General features: G+C 40.8%; 14 protein-coding genes. 5 read left to right on the top strand and 9 right to left on the bottom strand.

Features of this window, described 5'->3' with window-relative positions; translation table 11 throughout:
- Window positions 1-258: 258 nt before the first annotated feature.
- Together ABDV70_RS11280 and ABDV70_RS11275 are read right to left on the bottom strand one after the other, a co-directional pair.
- The gene (locus ABDV70_RS11280; RefSeq protein WP_343597818.1) at window positions 259-1,008 is read right to left on the bottom strand and encodes a carbonic anhydrase family protein; all 750 of its coding nucleotides are present in this window, start codon (window positions 1,006-1,008) and stop codon (window positions 259-261) included.
- A 135-nt stretch (window positions 1,009-1,143) separates the two neighbouring features.
- On the bottom strand, window positions 1,144-2,436 hold the full coding sequence (locus ABDV70_RS11275; RefSeq protein WP_343597816.1) for a solute carrier family 23 protein: 1,293 nt from the start codon (window positions 2,434-2,436) through the stop codon (window positions 1,144-1,146).
- A gap of 95 nt (window positions 2,437-2,531) precedes the next feature.
- Here ABDV70_RS11275 and ABDV70_RS11270 point away from each other — a divergent pair, with 95 nt between their 5' ends.
- Entirely contained in the window at window positions 2,532-7,028 is a 4,497-nt protein-coding gene (locus tag ABDV70_RS11270; protein WP_343597814.1) for an AAA domain-containing protein, read from the top strand.
- A gap of 112 nt (window positions 7,029-7,140) precedes the next feature.
- Here ABDV70_RS11270 and ppc read toward each other — a convergent pair whose 3' ends face one another.
- A complete protein-coding gene (gene ppc, locus ABDV70_RS11265; protein WP_343597813.1) occupies window positions 7,141-9,828 on the bottom strand; it encodes a phosphoenolpyruvate carboxylase in 2,688 nt (895 codons plus the stop codon).
- A 494-nt stretch (window positions 9,829-10,322) separates the two neighbouring features.
- On the opposite strand from ppc, the gene ABDV70_RS11260 reads away from it, so the two are divergent.
- From ABDV70_RS11260 to dapB, 3 genes are all read left to right on the top strand, one after another.
- Window positions 10,323-10,700: a hypothetical protein gene (locus ABDV70_RS11260; protein ID WP_343597812.1), complete on the top strand. Its 378-nt coding sequence runs from the start codon at window positions 10,323-10,325 to the stop codon at window positions 10,698-10,700.
- A gap of 103 nt (window positions 10,701-10,803) precedes the next feature.
- Window positions 10,804-11,922, top strand: a complete 1,119-nt coding sequence (gene dnaJ, locus ABDV70_RS11255) for a molecular chaperone DnaJ (RefSeq protein WP_343597810.1) — start codon at window positions 10,804-10,806, stop codon at window positions 11,920-11,922.
- Window positions 11,923-12,046: 124 nt separating this feature from the next.
- Window positions 12,047-12,862 (top strand): 4-hydroxy-tetrahydrodipicolinate reductase, encoded by an 816-nt coding sequence (dapB, locus tag ABDV70_RS11250; protein ID WP_343597808.1) that lies wholly within the window; start codon window positions 12,047-12,049, stop codon window positions 12,860-12,862.
- Window positions 12,863-12,913: 51 nt separating this feature from the next.
- On the opposite strand, the gene ABDV70_RS11245 is transcribed toward dapB, so the two are convergent.
- Both ABDV70_RS11245 and dkgB read right to left on the bottom strand, forming a co-directional pair.
- Entirely contained in the window at window positions 12,914-14,065 is a 1,152-nt protein-coding gene (locus ABDV70_RS11245) for an MFS transporter (protein WP_343597807.1), read from the bottom strand.
- A 9-nt stretch (window positions 14,066-14,074) separates the two neighbouring features.
- Window positions 14,075-14,878 carry a 2,5-didehydrogluconate reductase DkgB gene (gene dkgB / locus ABDV70_RS11240; protein ID WP_343597805.1) on the bottom strand — a complete coding sequence of 268 codons (804 nt, stop codon included), beginning with the start codon at window positions 14,876-14,878 and terminating at the stop codon, window positions 14,075-14,077.
- 113 nt (window positions 14,879-14,991) lie between these two features.
- Between dkgB and ABDV70_RS11235 the strand changes: the two genes are divergently transcribed.
- Window positions 14,992-15,894, top strand: coding sequence for a LysR family transcriptional regulator (locus ABDV70_RS11235; RefSeq protein WP_343597803.1), 903 nt, complete (start codon window positions 14,992-14,994; stop codon window positions 15,892-15,894).
- A 43-nt stretch (window positions 15,895-15,937) separates the two neighbouring features.
- Here ABDV70_RS11235 and ABDV70_RS11230 read toward each other — a convergent pair whose 3' ends face one another.
- From ABDV70_RS11230 to ABDV70_RS11215, 4 genes are read right to left on the bottom strand one after another with little or no spacing between them, the layout of a single operon-like run.
- On the bottom strand, window positions 15,938-16,960 hold the full coding sequence (locus ABDV70_RS11230; protein ID WP_343597802.1) for an NAD(P)-dependent alcohol dehydrogenase: 1,023 nt from the start codon (window positions 16,958-16,960) through the stop codon (window positions 15,938-15,940).
- Between the two features lie 18 nt (window positions 16,961-16,978).
- Window positions 16,979-17,542 carry a DNA-3-methyladenine glycosylase I gene (locus tag ABDV70_RS11225; protein ID WP_343597801.1) on the bottom strand — a complete coding sequence of 188 codons (564 nt, stop codon included), beginning with the start codon at window positions 17,540-17,542 and terminating at the stop codon, window positions 16,979-16,981.
- Window positions 17,543-17,560: 18 nt separating this feature from the next.
- Window positions 17,561-17,809, bottom strand: coding sequence for a hypothetical protein (locus ABDV70_RS11220; protein ID WP_343597800.1), 249 nt, complete (start codon window positions 17,807-17,809; stop codon window positions 17,561-17,563).
- 9 nt (window positions 17,810-17,818) lie between these two features.
- Window positions 17,819-18,358 carry a M23 family metallopeptidase gene (locus ABDV70_RS11215; RefSeq protein WP_343597799.1) on the bottom strand — a complete coding sequence of 180 codons (540 nt, stop codon included), beginning with the start codon at window positions 18,356-18,358 and terminating at the stop codon, window positions 17,819-17,821.
- Between the last annotated feature and the right edge of the window lie 74 nt (window positions 18,359-18,432).

Below are 18,432 nucleotides of genomic sequence, written 5' to 3'. Positions count from 1 at the left end.
TAAATTTAATATTTTAAATAGTATTTTGTTTGCTTTTTAATATGTTTTTATTTATTATAAATGGTGGTCTATTAATTAAAAAATAATAATTCACTCTAATTAATTTTGATAAAAAATATGAATATTTATATTCACGAATCTTAAATTGGAATTTAATTTTATTCTAAATGTGTTTAAGAAAATTTATTTTAAGAAGCTATTATTTTATACTGATTAAAATTCCCCAACGCCTTTAAATCTACCATTGGGGAAATCTCCTTAGTTTTCTAAAATAGTACGACCATGTAAAGGCTGAACAGGGCGGTTGTTAGCATGCTGCAAAAGCGTTTGAATTTTTTTGAGCTGCTGTGGTGAAAGCGTCAAAGGCTGTTTTAAGACAAGCCATGTCACACCTTCAGAACACGGTGGCGTGGTGAGTGAACCTGAGAACCGATAGTAATACCGTTGTTTAGGTAACAGTGAGTTCAAATGTAGTGCTGATTTAAGCGGCTGAGTCTGGTTTTTGGGAAAATGCGTAGGAGAGAGCATTTCTGTAAGCGCAGGGTTTGCAGCACCGAGTTTCATCATGACGGCAACAACGGCAAGCTCACCTTGTGGGTTTTGATGAACCAGATGCAGTTCTAGAGGATAGGATTTTCCTGAGATTTTATTTTCACTTGGGGTATGCAAATGCAATTGCTGAAGCACAAAAGTTTGCTGGTCTAAGTGGAGAGTATTGTTTGGGCTTTTACTGTCGGCTTGTAAAGTATGCCCATCAAAAATAACGGATTTGAGCGGACTGGGATAGGTTATTTGTAGTGGCTGAGACTCAATACTACGATAACTTTTTTGGATATTGATAGGTGCCTGATTTTTTCCTGTCCGACAGAGTTGATATTGTGGAGCGAGATCTGCCCAGTGTTCTGGGGCAAGCTGTGCATCATATCCCCATTGGATAGATTCGGCAGCGAATGAAACGGATGTGATACTGACGGTTGTAAGTAAACTGACAAGGAGAGGTTTTATCATTATTTAGCTCAATTTGTAAAAGACAATGAGAGCCTGTAGTTTTCAGTATTTTAGTGGTGAAAAAAATGGCAATCTGTACCAAAGATTTGCAGTAAAAAGGCAGTATTTACTGCCTTTGAAGAAGAGATCTGTGGGTTATGATTGCTTGAGTTTAAATAACCAGTTGAGTGCAATTGCAATAAATGTGGCTGTACCAATACCACCTAAATTAAAACTTCCAAAACTTAATTCAAAATTACCTGCACCCATAATGAGCGTCACTGCGGCAATGATTAAGTTATGGTTTTTGGAAAAATCAACTTTATTTTCAATCCAGATTTTTGCGCCTGCAATGGTGATTAAACCAAAGACAACGATAGATGCGCCTGTGAGTACTGCGGTTGGAATTGTACTGATAATTGCGCCAAATTTGGGGGATAATCCTAGGAAAATAGCAAAGATGCCCGCCACAACAAACACTAAGGTGGAGTACACGCGGGTCACTGCCATAACGCCAATATTTTCACCATAAGTGGTCATGCCAGGTGCGCCCACTGTTCCTGAAAGTGTCGTTGCCAAACCATCTGCAATAAAGGCCTTGCCGAGTTGTGGGGTTAGATTTTCACCCGTCATCGCACCAACAGCTTTAATGTGCCCCAAATTTTCTGCAACTAAAATTAACGCGACAGGGGCAATAATTAGCATGGCGTTGGTCTGGAAAGTTGGATGATTAAACGTAGGCAAACCAAACCAAGCTGCGGCTGAAATTTGTGAAAAATCAATAGCAGTGCCTAAGCCTAAACCATTGGTTAGCAGGGCATAAATAAAGTAAGACAACAGCAAGCCAATGAGCAGTAAAAGGCGTTGTATCAGCCCGCGCGTGAATACTGCCACAGAACCCATGCACAATACGGTTAAGAGTGCCATCCACATTTCAAAAGGATGTCCTGCAACATTTTTAATGGTGACAGGCGCAAGGTTAAGTCCAATGATCATCACGACTGCACCTGTCACCACGGGCGGCATGAGTTTTTCAATCCAGCGGGTGCCTGTGAGCATAACAATGATGCCGATCAGTGCATAAAGAATGCCACACATAACAATGCCACCGAGCGCCACCGAAAGGTTGGGGTTTACTCCAGCACCCGTGACGTGGCCCGTTGCCGCAGCAACTACACCAATAAAGGCAAAGCTTGAGCCGAGGTAGCTTGGGACTCGTCCACCTGTAATCAGGAAAAATAAAATGGTGCAAATGCCTGACATTAAAATAGCAAGATTTGGGTTAAATCCCATCAGTAATGGTGCTAGAACGGTTGCCCCGAACATGGCAAAAGCATGTTGTATACCAAGAATGGCGCTTTGTAGAGGGGGAAGATATTCATTTGTCGCGACAGGTTGGAGGTCAACCTGACCTTGATAAGGACGCCACTGGGGGAACCAATTCGACATGTATGGGTGCTCATTATTATTAAATTGTGGTTATAATACTCTTTATGTGGTTGAGGTTTAATCTATTTTTAAAAAGAAAGGAAGGACTAAATTAGATGATGAATCGTGATATTGAATTAAGCCACATTGCTAAGAATAAACTTATCCAGTTATTAGATTATGTATCTCATCAGGCTGAGGATACTCAAAAAATTCAGTATGAAATGAATGGTCATCGATTTTATTCTCATGATTTAGAAAAGATACACGGCTTAAATATTTTGCATGATGGGGATTGGTGGTTCCAGATTGAGAGATTACAGACTCGGTTAATGCCTCAACCATCGGAGCTACTTGCATCAGATATCTATATTGATACCGAAACAGAACCTACTATTAATTTTATTCATTTAAATCAGATTTTATCTTTTAAGAAAATTCACCAATTTCAATTACCATACTTTATGTGGGTACATGATTTGGTGCCTAAAATTGCCAAAATTCAGCAGTTTTTTAGGGAATTTGAAAGTTATGTAAATAGTTGGAATGAATGGAAAAAAAGTAATGATGAAATTAAAAGATCAATTGTTGTATATGACAAATTATTCTCATGGAATACAGCCATTAATCTAGGGGGAACAGGTGATGGTGAGGAAATTGTTGCGGGTTTTGGCTTAGTTGATTGGGTCCTCCCTACTACTAAAAAACTTTATTCATATCCATTAATAACAATTCCCCTAGAAATGGAAATTGAAAAAAATGGATTAATACGTGTAGGTGCTAAAGATACCCGTGCCAATATAGAAATGGATGCTATTTTATTAGAAGATGATTTACCTAATTCAGGACAAGTTAAGTTAGCTTTAAAAGAGAATTTAAATAATGGTCGATCATTGCAGCTATTTGAAGGTGAAACTTACTCTGATTTAGCTGAAGCTTTTGTTTCAAATGTGTTTTCTAGAGGTATGATTATCGATGCACAAAATAGGACAATACCATCTAAAAATTTAACAGTGACACTAGCAGCTGTATTATTTAGTCGTCCTAAAAAGAACTCTATTTTAAGAGATGATGTTGAATTATTAAAAATAGAGATTAACGACCCTTCAGTTGTTATACCAGAACAACCATTATCATTAGTGACAGAATTAGATAATAGTATTAAAGATAAGGAGTTTTATCGTTTCAGAGGGCGTTCTGGTACAGAAGGATATGGATCAAAAGTTGAAGAACTCTATTTCCCGCTACCTTATAACAAAGAGCAAATCACAATTGTTCAAAATCTTTTAAATAACAGTGGTGTTGTTGTACAAGGCCCTCCAGGTACGGGAAAAACACATAGTATTGCCAATATCATCTGTCACTATTTGGCAAATGGTAAGAAGGTATTAGTCACTGCACAGCAACCTCATGTTCTAAAAACTGTGCATGAAAAAATTCCAGATGAATTAAAACCTTTGGTTGTCAGTCGAATTGGTTCGAGTAAGGAAAGTAAAAATCAACTTGAGGCTTCAATCGATTTTATTGTGCAAAAAATTACGCAAATGAATGTTTCAGAAGTTAGAAACGATATCGAGGCTTTAAAGCAACAAGTGGATCATAATCACCATGAGATGGCGTTAATTGATCGAGAAATATATAACTTTGCAGAAAAGCATTATCAGAATATTGAAGTTGATGGTAATAAAAAATTACCAATGGATATCGTGCAGACAGTATTGGAAAAGCAATCTGCGTATGCATGGTTTAAAGATCAACTTACGTTGGATATAAAGGATCAATTTCCCTTTTCTCAAATTGAACTGATCCAATTGAGGGAATCAAGAAAGAAAATAGGAACGGATTTACAATATATTGATTATGGTTTGTTACCAGTTCCTGAGGAACTGCTAGATTCTGTTAGTCTGAAAAAATTAAGCGAATTTTTGAAAGAAAAAAATGAAATAGAAGCATTTTTGAAACAGAATGAACAACATATTTTTAAAGAAGAGGTTTCTGAATCTGAAATTAATGTATTTAAGGGCTGGTTGAAAAATTATTTAGAAGACCTTCAGCTTGTTTTTGATCAGGCAGAGCCGTGGTTATTGCGCTACTTTAAAAAGATAAATGCGGAAGATAAGCGTATGGAACTTGATGTTTATACAAATCTGATTCAAGAGGTCCAACCATTATTAGAATATAGAAAAATCTTACTTACCGAGCCGATAGCATTAAATTTTGAAGTACAACCAAATTCTAAAGAGTATCAGGCGATTGAGCGTGCTGTTGATACAGGTAAACCGTTTAATTGGTATCATTTTGGGACTGCGGAATTACAAAATTTATTTAAGTCCATTAAAGTTTCTGGAAAATATCCAGATACAACCGACGAATGGAGACGTATTAAAGACTATATTGATAGAAAGCAGACGCTTAATATCTTTATGAGTAAATGGAACAGTATTGCCGCGCAGTTGGATATTCCTTTAATTGAACTTGATCATCGTGGCATAGATGATATCTTAAAAGAATTTACACAGCTCATTACGAAAACGCAAAAATGCTTAGATCTGAATAATAAATATTTGGATTTATTTAATCTAAATTATTTAAAAGTTTTTAGTCGTGCAAAGACTATTGAATTTTATCAAATATCTGAAAATATCATTGATTTAATTCAACTATTGGATCAGAAATTAAGTATATTTAATCTAGAAGTTTATCAAAGTAAACTAGCCAATCAAATGCTTTATCTGTCAACGTTTGACAACAAAATAGCAAATCGGTTGAAAAAAATTATTTCTCAGATTGATACAAACTCATTACATGAGAATGAATTAATTGAATATGCAAATTTATTAAAACGGCTGATACATTTGAAAGATTTGGAAAAGGATTTTAAAAGAGTAGAGTCAGCGAGTATTCAACTTAGTCAAACCAATGCTTTGCTTTTGAGTAAGGATATTTTAAAGATTCCATACACACAAGAAATTGAAGATCCAATCTTACAGAATACATTTATTGAAGCTTGGGAATGGAAACGCCTTGAGAATTACATTACTACGATTAGTAATACTAGCCGTATTGAAAATTTATATGAGCGACGCCGTATCCATGAGAAAAATTTATCTCAGGATTATGCACAAATCTCAGCCCATAAAACTTGGTTAGCATTGAAAGAGAATGCTTCAGATAAAGTCTTGGTTGCATTGCAACGCTATAAAATTGCTGTTCAGCACTATGGCAAAGGGACTGGTAAGAATGCACCACGCTATATAAAAGATGCGCAAGCAGCTTTAAAAGAGGCAACGGCAGCCATCCCTTGTTGGGTTATGTCACATCTTCAGGTATCAGAGTCTATGCCTGCTGAGTTAGGTCTCTTCGATTTAGTTATTGTGGATGAGGCATCACAGTCATCAATTGACGTATTACCTGTTTTAATGCGTGCTAAAAAGTTATTAGTTGTAGGAGATAATAAGCAAGTTTCTCCGAGTAATGTAGGGCTTGCAAGTGCTCAAATTGATGTATTGAGGAATCGCTATTTGCATGGTCAGCCACATGCTGCATATTTAACACCAGATATGTCGTTATATGACATGGCTTCTTCTATCTATGAATCAAGTGTCATGCTTCTTGAGCATTTTCGTTGCCATCCTGCAATCATTAGCTACAGCAATAAAAACTTTTATGGTAGCCGTATAAAACCAATGCGATTATCGAAGAAGTCTGAGCAATTGAGTCCGGCTCTAGTTGCAATTTATACACCACAGGGGTATCGAGAATCTAAAAATAGTAAACATATCAATCGAATAGAAGCAAAAGCTATTATTGAAGAGATGAAGCTAATTCTCAAAGATGAACGATATGCAAATAGATCAATAGGGATAATCTCTTTGTTGGGTTCAGCACAAGCTGAGTTTATTCAATCAGAAGCTTTGAATGAATTTGGTGCAGGAACTCTTACTCAGATTCAATTTGCCTGTGGTGATGCTTCAGCATTCCAAGGCGCAGAAAGAGATATTATTTTCTTATCTATGGTTGCAGATCCTGAGAATTGTCATGCTTTGAGTCGATCAGACCATGAACAGAGATTTAATGTAGCTGCGAGCCGTGCTCGGGAGCGCATGTACCTTATTCATTCTGTAAGTCGTGATCATATATCTCCAAAAGACTTAAGATTGAATTTACTCAATCATTTTTATGATTTGCAGGAAGATCAAAAAGCATCGTTTGAAGCAAAATTAGAGCTATGTGAATCGGAATTTGAAAAATCTGTATTCATGGTATTACATGAGATGGGATATACAGTTACTCCACAGGTGAAAGTTGGCAGTTATCGAATCGATTTGGTGGTTGAATCGGATGGAGATCAGCGTTTAGCGGTTGAATGTGATGGCGATAGTTATCACGGACCAGAACAATGGCATGATGATATGATTCGCCAACGTGCATTAGAACGTGCAGGATGGACGTTCTGGAGATGTTTTGCATCGAGTTGGTCCATTGAACGTGAGAATATGGTGGGGTCATTAAAAGAAAAGCTCAATATGATGGGAATAAAGCCTATGCATGGAATGAGTAATTTAATTCAAGATGTAGAGCAAAAAATATGGCTAGATAATGATTTAGAATAAAAAATTACAGTTTCTTTTATATGTTTTGAGATTTTATTTTGTCATAAATTTTTGTGAAAGGTGATGCGGATATCACCTTTCACTCTTCAATTTACCCAGTGAGAGTCTTCTATCAACCCGTATTACGAAGTCCTGCGGCAATGCCTGCAATGCTGACCATTAATGCATGATCGACAGGTGTATGTTCAGCCTGATGCTGTCTGAAGTATTCGCGGCGGCGTTTCATGAGCTCAGCCTGCAATAGATGCAATGGTAACAGATAGGTTTTGCGTACCCGCATTGACTGATCGAGTACTTCATTTTGGCTGAGCAGTTCAGACTCACCTTTGAGTCTAAGTAGTGTATCAATAGCGTCTTGTAAACACTGTCTGAGTTCTGTCCCTAGTTCACGCAAAGCATCACTTTGTGTGAGATGCGTTTCATAGTACAAAGCAATATCTGCATCGGCTTTGGATAGTACCATTTCCAGCATATCAATCAGGGTTTGGAAGTAAGGCCATTGTTGTAGCATTTCATCCAGTTTGCCTTTTTGTTGCTGTTGAATGATTTCATCAATCGCAGCTCCTGTACCTAACCATGCAGGTAACATTAAACGGATTTGTGTCCATGCAAACACCCACGGAATAGCACGTAACGACTCAATGCCACCACTGACACGTCGTTTGGCAGGGCGTGACCCCAATGGCAGCATTTGCAGTTCTAATTCTGGGGTAACTGTACGTAGATATTCCACAAAATGTGGGTTTTCACGGACAGTCTGGCGGTAAAGTTTGACTGAAGTTTCAGTCATTTGGTTCATCAGTTCGCGCCATTCTGGACGAGGGACAGGTGGCGGTAGCAAAGTGGCTTCTAAGGTTGCAGCGGTATAAACTTCAAGGTTTTGTAAGGCAACGCCCTCAATGCCGAACTTAAAGCGGATCATTTCGCCTTGTTCTGTAACACGAATTGCCCCCGAGATAGAACCCGGTGGTTGAGAGAACAGCGCCTGTTGGGTCGGTGCACCACCACGACTGATTGAACCACCGCGACCATGAAAGAGTGTTAGTTGTACGTCATGTTGTTGAGCGACAGCTGCAAGTTCTTCCTGTGCGCGGTACTGTGCCCAGTTTGCTGACATAAAGCCTGCATCTTTGGCGGAGTCTGAGTAGCCAATCATGACTTCATGTTTACCCTGAATATGCTGTTTGTACCAGTGCATATTGAACAACGTATTCATGGTTGTGGCTGCGCCATCCAGATCTTTCAGTGTTTCAAACAACGGGACAATGCGTAATGGTTGCTGGATCCCTGCTTCTTTTTGTAAAAGTAACACGGCCAACACATCACTTGGATGTTCCGCCATGGAAATAATATAAGCCCCTAAAGATTCCGCAGGTTGCTCTGCCAGCGTGCGCATGGTAGCAAAAACTTCCTGAACATCAGGATGATTGATCAGGCTGTCCGAAGGCTCTTTTAACACTTTAGGTAACAGCGGGCGTTTACTTTGCAATTCATTTAGCAAAAAGTTTTGGCGAGCTTGTTCTGTCCATGTTTCAAAATTACCTAAACCCAAATATTCAGTAATGGCTGAAATGGCTTGACGATGACGTCCTGATTCTTGACGAATATCAAGTTTTAACAGTTCGATGCCGAAACAGTGTACCCGATAGATAAAGTCGAGCAGATTGCCATTGGCAATTTCAGGTAAATTACATTCGAGTAATGAGCGATAGCAAACCATAAGCGGTTCAAGTAATTCATCTTTATGATGAATGACTTGAGGATCATCAATGGTTTCTTTGCCCTGTAATTTATCGGCAAGCCACTGTTTGGTGACTTGGAGGCGTTGACGTGTTTCACGTAAAAATTCGCGGTACGGTTCAGGATGTGTATGTCCGAGTTTCTGGCGCAACTCATCAGATGCTTCCTGAATAGAAAGTTCCCAGCGTAGGCTTTCAATGTCTTTTAAATACAGTTCGGTGGCTTGCCAGCGTGAGAACCAAAGCACCTGTTGAGTAACATTATGGGTAACATTCGGGTTACCATCGCGGTCACCGCCCATCCACGAAGCAAAACGAATCGGGGTGACATGGGGTGGCAGTGCTTTGCCACAATGTTCAAGCGTGAGGTCATTCAGTTCGCGGAAAAATTTTGGAATTGCATGCCACAAGGTTTGTTCAATGACCGTAAATCCCCATTTTGCTTCATCAATTGGGGTCGGTTTATTTTGACGAATTTCATCTGTTTGCCAAGCCGAACAAATTAGTTGTTTCAGTTTAAGCAGTACTTCTTCACGCTGTTTTGGGGTGAGTTTTTGCTGATCAAGCTGTTCGAGACAACGGTTAATATCGTCATATTTTTGAATGAGTGTTCGACGGCTGACCTCGGTTGGGTGTGCAGTCAGAACGAGCTCAATTTTTAGATCGCAAATTTGTTGATAAAGCTGTTCGGTAGAAATCTGTTTTTGTTTAAATTTTTCAAATAAAGGATCTAATGGATTTGGAGATGGACGTTCAGGGTCGAATTCACTGGCACGACGACTACGTACAACATGGTATTGCTCGGCAATATTGGCAAAGTTTAGGAAATGGGTAAATGCGCGTGTTAATGGCAAAATTTCCGTGTCTTCTAAACTTAAGAAGAGTTGTTCAAGTTGCTTTTCTGCCTCGACTTGTCCATCACGTGCACCTTTTGCCAAGGTTCTAATTTGTTCAACCCGATTAAAAAGTGCATCACCTGCATGGGCTTTTAGGGTTTCGCCTAGAAGATTACCCAATAAACGGACATCTTCACGTAATGGGGCATCGATATGTTGTGCCATGTTAAATTTCCTTATGGGATGAACAATGGTCCGCAATGACAAGTGTAGACAATGTGTCGTTGACTTGAAGGAACGGGAGAGTTTGTTTAAACATAACAAAAATTTCAGGAAAAACTCTTAGCCAATAGTCGTGTAGCGTAAATAAATTCTTTTCAAAAGCAGCAATTTATTTAGGGTATTGCGATGTAAATAAAAAAGATCAAAAATATGGCAGAGCGAGCGTTAAAATGAGTCAGACAGGGACGGATTTTAGAATTGTTCGTGCAGAGATAATATTTGAAAAAATTATATCAAAAGGTCATATTTAAAAATATAGGATACGCTGAACGGTTTCTATAAAAAACCAACATATTTTGGTGAACATTTGATGAAGAAAAGGGTGCGAAATATTGAAAAATTCAATATAGTAGCAGCTGATTTTTCAACACAAAAAAATGCGCAATGCATCAGCGACATTGAAAGATAAAAATGTGCTGGATAGGGGTTTAAAAAAGATGGCAAAAGACATTATTACACAGCAACGACGTATGATTTCGCTTGCTTATGTGTTTATGTTCTTTGCACTGTTCACCGTTGTTACGGGGCTGATTGCTTATTTTCTTGCGGCAAAAGTGTCACGTACAAACGATGTAGAGGTCTGGTTACATACACATGCGCTTTGGGTCATGCGTAACGTCCTGTTCTTTATCCTACTTTCTGCTTTTGCTGCCCTATGGTTTATTCCTTTGTGTTTTTACCCATGGAATGCGTTCCAGTGGGTGACGGGCTGTGTGGTTGCTGGCGTTGTTTTTGCATTTATTGCGTGGATGTATTTTTTGAACTGCTTTATTAAAGGCTTGTCTAAGTATTTCAAACATAAAGCTGTTTTCTAAATCTATTATTTTTTCAGCAAATCCCCTTGTAAAACCTGTAAGCGTCCCAATTTTAAACGGATGTTGTCGTATTTTAAAAATTCCGTGAGGAGCATCGCCTGTCATGGCTAAACGTGATTATTATGAGGTTTTAGGCGTTTCTAAAACCGCAAGTGATGATGAAATTAAAAAAGCCTATCGCAAGTTGGCGATGAAGTATCATCCTGACCGTAACCCTGATAATGCTGAAGCTGAAGATAAATTTAAAGAAGCATCTGAAGCGTATGAAGTTTTAAGTGACCAAGAAAAGCGCAGTGCATATGACCGTATGGGACATAGTGCCTTTGAGGGCGGTTTTGGTGGCGCTGGCGGTGGTTTTGGCGGCGGCTTTAGTGCAGAAGATATTTTTAGCCAGTTTGGTGACATTTTCGGTGGTGCTTTTGGTGGTGGCGGTCGTTCGCAACAACGTCAACGCCGTGGTTCAGACCTACGCTATGTGATGGATTTAACCCTTGAAGAAGCCATCAAAGGGGTGAAAAAAACCATTACATTTACAGCGCCTGCACCGTGTGATGAATGTGACGGAAAAGGCTCTAAAAATCCGAACGATGTTGAAACCTGTAAAACCTGTCATGGTGCGGGTCAGGTTCGTATGCAGCAAGGGTTTTTCTCTGTGCAGCAAACCTGTAGCACATGTCGTGGACAGGGTAAAATCATTAAAAACCCATGTACAAAATGTCATGGTTCTGGTGTAAATGAACGTCAGCAAACGCTTGAAGTGACGATTCCTGCTGGGGTGGATAACGGAGACCGTGTTCGCTTAACAGGTAAAGGCGAAGCGATTCGCGATGGTCAAGCAGGCGATTTATACGTTGAAGTAGTGGTGCGCGAGCATGAAATCTTCCAGCGTGACGGTGCAGACCTGTATATGGATGTACCTGTGAACATGGCGGATGCTGCTTTGGGTAAAGAAATTCAGATCCCAACGCTTGATGGTCGTGTGAGCTTAAAAATTCCTGAAGGCACACAAAATGGTAAAGTCTTCCGCTTACGTGGCAAGGGTGTTCGTCCTGTGCGTAGCAGTATGGTTGGCGATTTGCTTTGCCGTATTGTGGTTGAAACGCCAGTGAATTTAACTTCACGTCAACGTGAATTGTTAAAAGAATTACAGGCTTCGATGGATGGCAATGACCAACATTCGAGTGAAAAGAAAAAATCATTCTTTGATCGTTTGTTTGACTAAGCCTGACGAATTTAAAAAAACCTGCCAATGATGAGTTGGCGGGTTTTTTTATGCAAGATTTTTAACCCGTCTCGCAAGTTTTGCTATAGTAACCACATTGTTTAAATGTTCAGGAAATAACAACATGTCTACATCACCACGCATTGGGATTTTAGGTGCTGGCGGCCGTATGGGTCGCATTTTGATTCAGGCTGTACAGCAAGCAGGTTATCAACTTGCGGCAGCAGTAGAACGTCCAGAAAGTAGTTTGGTCGGAGCGGATGCAGGGGAACTTGCGGGAATCGGGGCAATTGGTGTCAAAATCTCTGCTGGATTGGCGAGTGTTTTGGATGTGTGTGATGTGGTGATTGACTTTACTGCACCTGCTGCTACAGAACAGCATTTAAAATTGTGTCGTGACGCAGGCGTTGCGATGGTGATAGGAACAACAGGTTTATCTGACGAACAAAAACAATTTTTAAATGAAACTGCAAAACAGATTCCCGTGGTGTATGCAGCCAACTATTCGGTTGGGGTGAATGTTTCGATTAAATTGCTTGAACTGGCGGCAAAAGTATTTGGTGATACTGTCGATATCGAAATTATTGAAGCGCACCATCGTCATAAAGTCGATGCACCATCTGGTACAGCGTTGATGATGGGCGAAGCAGTTGCGGATACTTTGGGGCGTAACTTAAAAGAAGTTGCAGTATATGGTCGAGAAGGACATACAGGCCCACGTGAGCGTCAAACCATTGGTTTTGAAACGATTCGTGGCGGTGATATTGTCGGTGAACATACTGTCATGTTTATTGGCGAAGGTGAGCGTGTTGAAGTGACACATAAAGCGACCAACCGTATGAACTTTGCTTCGGGTGCTGTTCGTGCTGCTGCTTGGGTGGTGGGACGTGATGCACAAAAATACGATATGAAAGATGTTTTGGATTTAAATAAAATCTAAAATGAGAATGTCCTGTTTTGATTTTTTGGGTCAGAACAGGACAATAATATGTTAGCTTTGACGACCGATTCGAATTTGAATCATCACCAAAACCAGTGCAATAGCAGCTAAAACCGCACCGCTTACAGATACTGCAACATAACCCCAATTTAAGCTCAAGACTGCTCCACCGACTGCCGCACCTAGTGCATTACCCAGATTAAATGCCCCAATATTTACCGAAGAAGCTAATCCAGAGGCCTCATGGGCAACGGACATCACACGCATTTGCAAAGGCGGAACCAAACCAAATGCAGCAGCACCCCAAATGATCAAAGCAATGGCTGCGCCAAGTTGGCTTTGGGCAAGAAGAGGGAAAGTCACCATCATGACCATGAGAACAATAAGAAACGTGATTAAGGTTTTATTGATCGACAGATCTGCAAATTTTCCACCAAAGTGATTGCCAATTGAAAAACCAACACCAATGAGTACCAACATTAACGTGACAAATGTTGGGGAGGCTTGGGTAAAGGTATGTAGACTCGGTGCAATATAGGTATAGAGTGCAAACATTGCACCTGCCCCAAACACCGTGGTCAATAATGCCAAAACCACCATCGGGCGGGTTAAAACCCGAAGTTCATGACCAACTTTGGGTTGTTGTCCCACGCTACCTTGAGGAAGGGCTTTCCACAATGACAGCATGGTGATGATGCCCAAAACGGAGATTGCAGCGAAGGAACTTCGCCAGCCAATGTGCTGACCAACCCATGTTGCCAGTGGAACACCGCCAATATTGGCAATGGTTAGCCCCATGAACATGGTGGCAACCGCACTGGCTTGTTGGTTTTTAGGCACAACACTTGCCGCAACAATCGAGCCAATTCCAAAAAAAGCCCCGTGGTTCAGGCTGGTAAGCAAACGTGCAGCCATCAGGCTCATATAGTTTGGGGCAATGGCCGCGATGAGATTGCCCAATGTGAAAATCAACATCAGCAAAATCAGTGCTTTTCGCCGTGGAAAGCGTGCAAACCACAGTGTCATCAGTGGTGCACCAATCATCACCCCAAGCGCATAACCTGTAATCAGCATCCCTGTACTAGGAATGCTCATTGAAAGATCAGCCGCGATATTGGGAAGTAGTCCCATCGGGGAAAATTCTGTAGTCCCAATGGCAAATGCTCCAACCGCCAAAGCCAGTAGTGGAAAATTAATTTTCATATACCTGATTTAGTCCCATGCCGGTGCGAGTTGTTCGGGATCGACCTCACGGCTATTTCGTTCAAGTGTGGCAATCCGTTGCATCTCATCTGCACTTAGTTGAATTTGCTGTGCGTTTAGATTACTGATTAAATGTTCACGTTTGGTCGAGGATGGAATCACCGCGAAACCACGTTGTAATGCCCAAGCCAAAGCCACTTGCGCCGTAGATGTCTGATGTTGTGCAGCAATTTCGCCAAGCACTGGGTCGGCTAAAACCTTGCCATAAGCAAGCGTCATATACGATGTGACATCAATATTATGTGCTTGTAAAAAATTGACCAGCGTTTGATTTTGCAAATAAGGACTCAGTTCAATTTGATTGGTGGCGATGTGTTCTAGACCAATGCTGTCGATGGCCTGTTGGGTTTGAGCGATATTAAAATTTGAAATACCAATCAGTTCAGTTAAACCTTGCTGTTTTGCTTCTAATAAGGCTTGCATGGTTTCAGGGATATTTAGCCCAAGTTTTGGTGCAGGCCAGTGGATGAGGGTCAGATTCACCGCATCGGTTCTTAATTTACGTAAGCTTTCTTTTAAACTTGGAATCAATTGTTCTGCATTGCAATTTTCTGTCCAAATCTTGGTGGTAATAAACAGTTCAGAACGTGACACACCACTTTCGGCAATCGCTTGACCAACTTCGGCTTCATTTTCATAAATTTGTGCTGTATCGATAGCACGATAGCCAACGTCAAGCGCTGTTTTAACCGAGTCAATTACGACTTGATCTTTTAGACGGAATGTTCCTAAACCAAATGCAGGAATACGCATGAGTCACCTTAAAATGAGTTTTATTGATAGAACCATCATGCGGGATTTATTGTTGCTGAAAAATATGAATTTGTGCAATATATTGTTGAAAAACCGTCAAGAATAACCAGCGAATGAAATCGACCATTGAAGAATTACAGGCATTTATTGCAATTGTAGATACAGGCACAATTGTTGCGGCTGCCGAACAATTGGCTCAGACCTCTTCGGGGGTGAGTCGGGCATTGAGTCGTTTAGAAAAAAAATTAAATGTCACACTCATTGAACGCACGACCCGAAAAATTAAATTGAGTCAGGAAGGGGCGTTATTTTTAGTCAAGGCACGTAAAATTTTGCATGATTTGGCTGAAGCGGAAGATGCGCTGCTCAAATCCGATCAGGATGTGACGGGTGTGATACGGGTCGATTCAGCCTCGCCATTTATTTTGCATATTATCACGCCATTGATCCACGACTTTCAGCAGCGTTATCCTGCGATTGAAATTGAACTGAATAGTAATGATCAGGTAATTGATTTACTTGAACAAAAAGCCGATGTGGCATTTCGTTTTGGTGAACTGAATGATTCAACTTTACACGCCAAATTGATTTGTAAAAGTCGCTTATATCTGGTGGCAAGCCCTACTTATTTACAACAGGCGGGTTCTCCTGAACAGGTACAGGATTTAGAGCAACATACGTTAATCGGATTTACGCGTCCGACCCATTTAAACAACTGGCCTTTAAAAATAGACGATCAATATTTTAGTGCCAAACCTAAACTCAAAGCGTCAAATGGCGAAACCGTCCGACAATTGGCATTGCGGGGGCATGGCATCACCTGTTTATCTGAGTTTATGGTGTGGAAAGATATTGAACAGGGCAGGCTGGTCGCTTTGTTTGAAGATCAAATCGAGATACGTGAGCAACATATTCATGCGGTGTATTATCAGCAAGAACATTTGCCCAAACGGATTCGACTGTTTATCGATTATGTTGCTGAAAAACTCAAAGATGGTTTTAAGGTTTGTCGATAAGGTTTCCTTCTTGTTTTAAAGAAGGAAACCGAAAAGAATAAATTTAAAAATCGGCTTTTAACACAACACGATAACGCACATTACCTGACTCTAGACGTTCAATGGCATCATTGACTTGTGATATTGGATAAAGTTCGATTTGTGGTGCAATGTTTTTACGCGCAGCAAATTTTAATAAGGTACGTAAAGCCTCTGGCGAACCTGTCGGAGAACCTGTAATTGATTTTGCACCGCTAATTAACGCCGTTGCAGGGGTTGCAATGGGTTCAAGAGGAATCCCTAACAGGTGAATGGTGCCGTTGGGTGCAAGGGCATTTAAATACCTTTTCCAGTCGAGCGTGACATTGACTGTACTCAGGATTAAATCAAATTTTCCATATTGCGCTTTCAGGGCATCAGCATCCCGACTGTTGACAATGTGGTCAGCGCCCATAGCTTTGAGTTCGTCTGATTTGTCTAAATTAGAGGTAAACGCGGTAATTTCACAGCCCCATGCCTTGAGCAGTTTGATCGCCATGTGCCCCAAGCCTCCAATGCCGATGACCCCGACATGATGTCTGGCTTGAATTTGATGTTTGAGTAATGGATCAAAAACCGTAATACCACCGCAGAGTAGTGGCCCCGCACTTTCTGGGTCTAAGTCATCTGGAAGGGGAATTGCCCACTGCCAACCCGCGCGGATTTTATCGGCAAAACCGCCTGCATGACCAACAATAGTGGCTTTTTGTTCGCCTGTACACAGCACTTGCTGCCCACCAATGCAGTAGTCACAAGCTTGGCAGCTTTCTGCTGTCCAGCCAATGCCGACACGTTGTCCGATTTTGAGCCCCTTGGCTTCAGAGCCTAAACGAATAATGGTTCCAATGACTTCATGACCTGCGACGAGTGGGTATTGAGATACGCCCCATTCATTATTGATCATGGAAATATCAGAATGACATAAACCACAATATTCAACTTTGACTTCAACTTGATGCGGTTGTAAATCGCCTGCATCAAATTCGTAAGGAACTAAGACTTGTTTTTCCGCTAAAGCAGCATAACCGCGGATTGTATTGTCGCTCATGAAAGATCCCTCATTATTTTAATATTTTAAAAAACAGTCATTTTCATGGTCGTTGACCATGCCACATGCCTGCATAAAAGCATAGCAAATTGTGGGGCCGACAAACTTAAATCCATGTCGTTTTAATGTTTTTGAAAGTTGCTCGCTCAAGGTCGTTTGGGCGGGTGCAGTGCTGTAGCTGGGAACGTCATTGTGTATGGTTTTATGTTCGACATATTGCCATAACCATGTGGCGACATTGCCATGTTCAGCTTGCAGTTTCAGCCATGCTTGTGCATTTCCCCGAATTGCTCTGAGTTTGCCTAAATGTCGAATCAGTCCAGCATCTTGTACTTTGAGTTGTAAATCGTCATCGGTGAAATTGGCAATTTCTTCAATGCTATATTGAAAGAATTGTTGACGATACGTCTCTCGTTTTTTGAGTACTGTAATCCAAGATAAACCCGCTTGCTGACCTTCTAAACATAACAATTCAAACAGTGCTTTTTCATCGAAAAGAGGTTTTCCCCATTCGTGGTCGTGGTAGTCGATATAAAGCGGATCGTTTGAACACCAGCGACAGCGTTGGATAGAAGGTTGCATCGAGATCTCCTTATGGCATTAATGTAATTTGAATTGAAGCCATTGGTCTTGTTTTGTATCCCAAAAAGAAAGTTCGGCTTGGCTTAGGTCGTGAAAACTGAGCCAGACATCTTTGCCGTGTTTGTCATTATAGCCTGTGCTGATGAGGAGCGCATCTTCACCAATTTCCATAATCCAACCCTGATAAAGTTGACCATTAAGTAAAATACGCTGTTGATTTCCTGATTCAGCAAATTGAATGAGACGCTCGATAATTGCTTCAGACATGTGTCTTTCCTAGTAACGTAAATAAGGATAAGGATTGGTTGCACCACGTCCTTTACCTGTTAAATAAATACCATAATGTAAGTGTGTGACGGTATGTCGTGCATTGCCACTATTGCCGACATAGCCAATCACATCGCCTTTATGTACGGTGTCACCCACCTTTAAACCACGTTTATGTTTTTCTAAATGGGCATAATAATGCCAAGACCCTGCGGGGCCTAAAATCCACACCACATTGCCTCCTAAAGGATTGCCTTGTAGGCTGGCAATGATGCCTTCGGTAGTGCTGGTGACTTTGGTTCCACGTGGAGCCAAAATATCAATGCCTTCATGTCTGCGCCCCATACTTCGGGCATTGCCCCAAGTGTCTTGTAATTGCCGTACCGACACATGTTGTACAGGAATAGGCAAATGCGAATTTAAAGGCATTGATTTGAGTCTTGAAACCTCTTGGCTCGGGAGCACTGGAGATTTTTTTGGCGTTGTACTACAGGCTGCTAATACAATCACGCTGAGAATAAGAATAAAGGAAGCAACTGGACGAAACACGAAAAAACCTTCCTGATTTTGGCTACGTATAGAATGCGTTTTTCACTATGGCACAGTTCAGTTGGCTTGACAAT

The sequence above is a fragment of the Acinetobacter sp. genome (genome assembly GCF_039596015.1).
Classification (GTDB): Bacteria; Pseudomonadota; Gammaproteobacteria; order Pseudomonadales; family Moraxellaceae; genus Acinetobacter.
This window is presented reverse-complemented; position numbering and strand designations above follow the sequence as displayed.

Coding starts and splice junctions, on each gene's coding strand:
- dkgB (WP_343597805.1), bottom strand. CDS start 14,878: ATGCGTATTCCTGCATTTGGTTTAGGAACATTCCGTCTAAAAGATCAA.
- ABDV70_RS11235 (WP_343597803.1), top strand. CDS start 14,992: ATGAAATCGACCATTGAAGAATTACAGGCATTTATTGCAATTGTAGAT.
- dapB (WP_343597808.1), top strand. CDS start 12,047: ATGTCTACATCACCACGCATTGGGATTTTAGGTGCTGGCGGCCGTATG.
- dnaJ (WP_343597810.1), top strand. CDS start 10,804: ATGGCTAAACGTGATTATTATGAGGTTTTAGGCGTTTCTAAAACCGCA.
- ABDV70_RS11225 (WP_343597801.1), bottom strand. CDS start 17,542: ATGCAACCTTCTATCCAACGCTGTCGCTGGTGTTCAAACGATCCGCTT.
- ABDV70_RS11275 (WP_343597816.1), bottom strand. CDS start 2,436: ATGTCGAATTGGTTCCCCCAGTGGCGTCCTTATCAAGGTCAGGTTGAC.
- ABDV70_RS11270 (WP_343597814.1), top strand. CDS start 2,532: ATGATGAATCGTGATATTGAATTAAGCCACATTGCTAAGAATAAACTT.
- ABDV70_RS11230 (WP_343597802.1), bottom strand. CDS start 16,960: ATGAGCGACAATACAATCCGCGGTTATGCTGCTTTAGCGGAAAAACAA.
- ABDV70_RS11280 (WP_343597818.1), bottom strand. CDS start 1,008: ATGATAAAACCTCTCCTTGTCAGTTTACTTACAACCGTCAGTATCACA.
- ABDV70_RS11245 (WP_343597807.1), bottom strand. CDS start 14,065: ATGAAAATTAATTTTCCACTACTGGCTTTGGCGGTTGGAGCATTTGCC.
- ABDV70_RS11260 (WP_343597812.1), top strand. CDS start 10,323: ATGGCAAAAGACATTATTACACAGCAACGACGTATGATTTCGCTTGCT.
- ABDV70_RS11220 (WP_343597800.1), bottom strand. CDS start 17,809: ATGTCTGAAGCAATTATCGAGCGTCTCATTCAATTTGCTGAATCAGGA.
- ppc (WP_343597813.1), bottom strand. CDS start 9,828: ATGGCACAACATATCGATGCCCCATTACGTGAAGATGTCCGTTTATTG.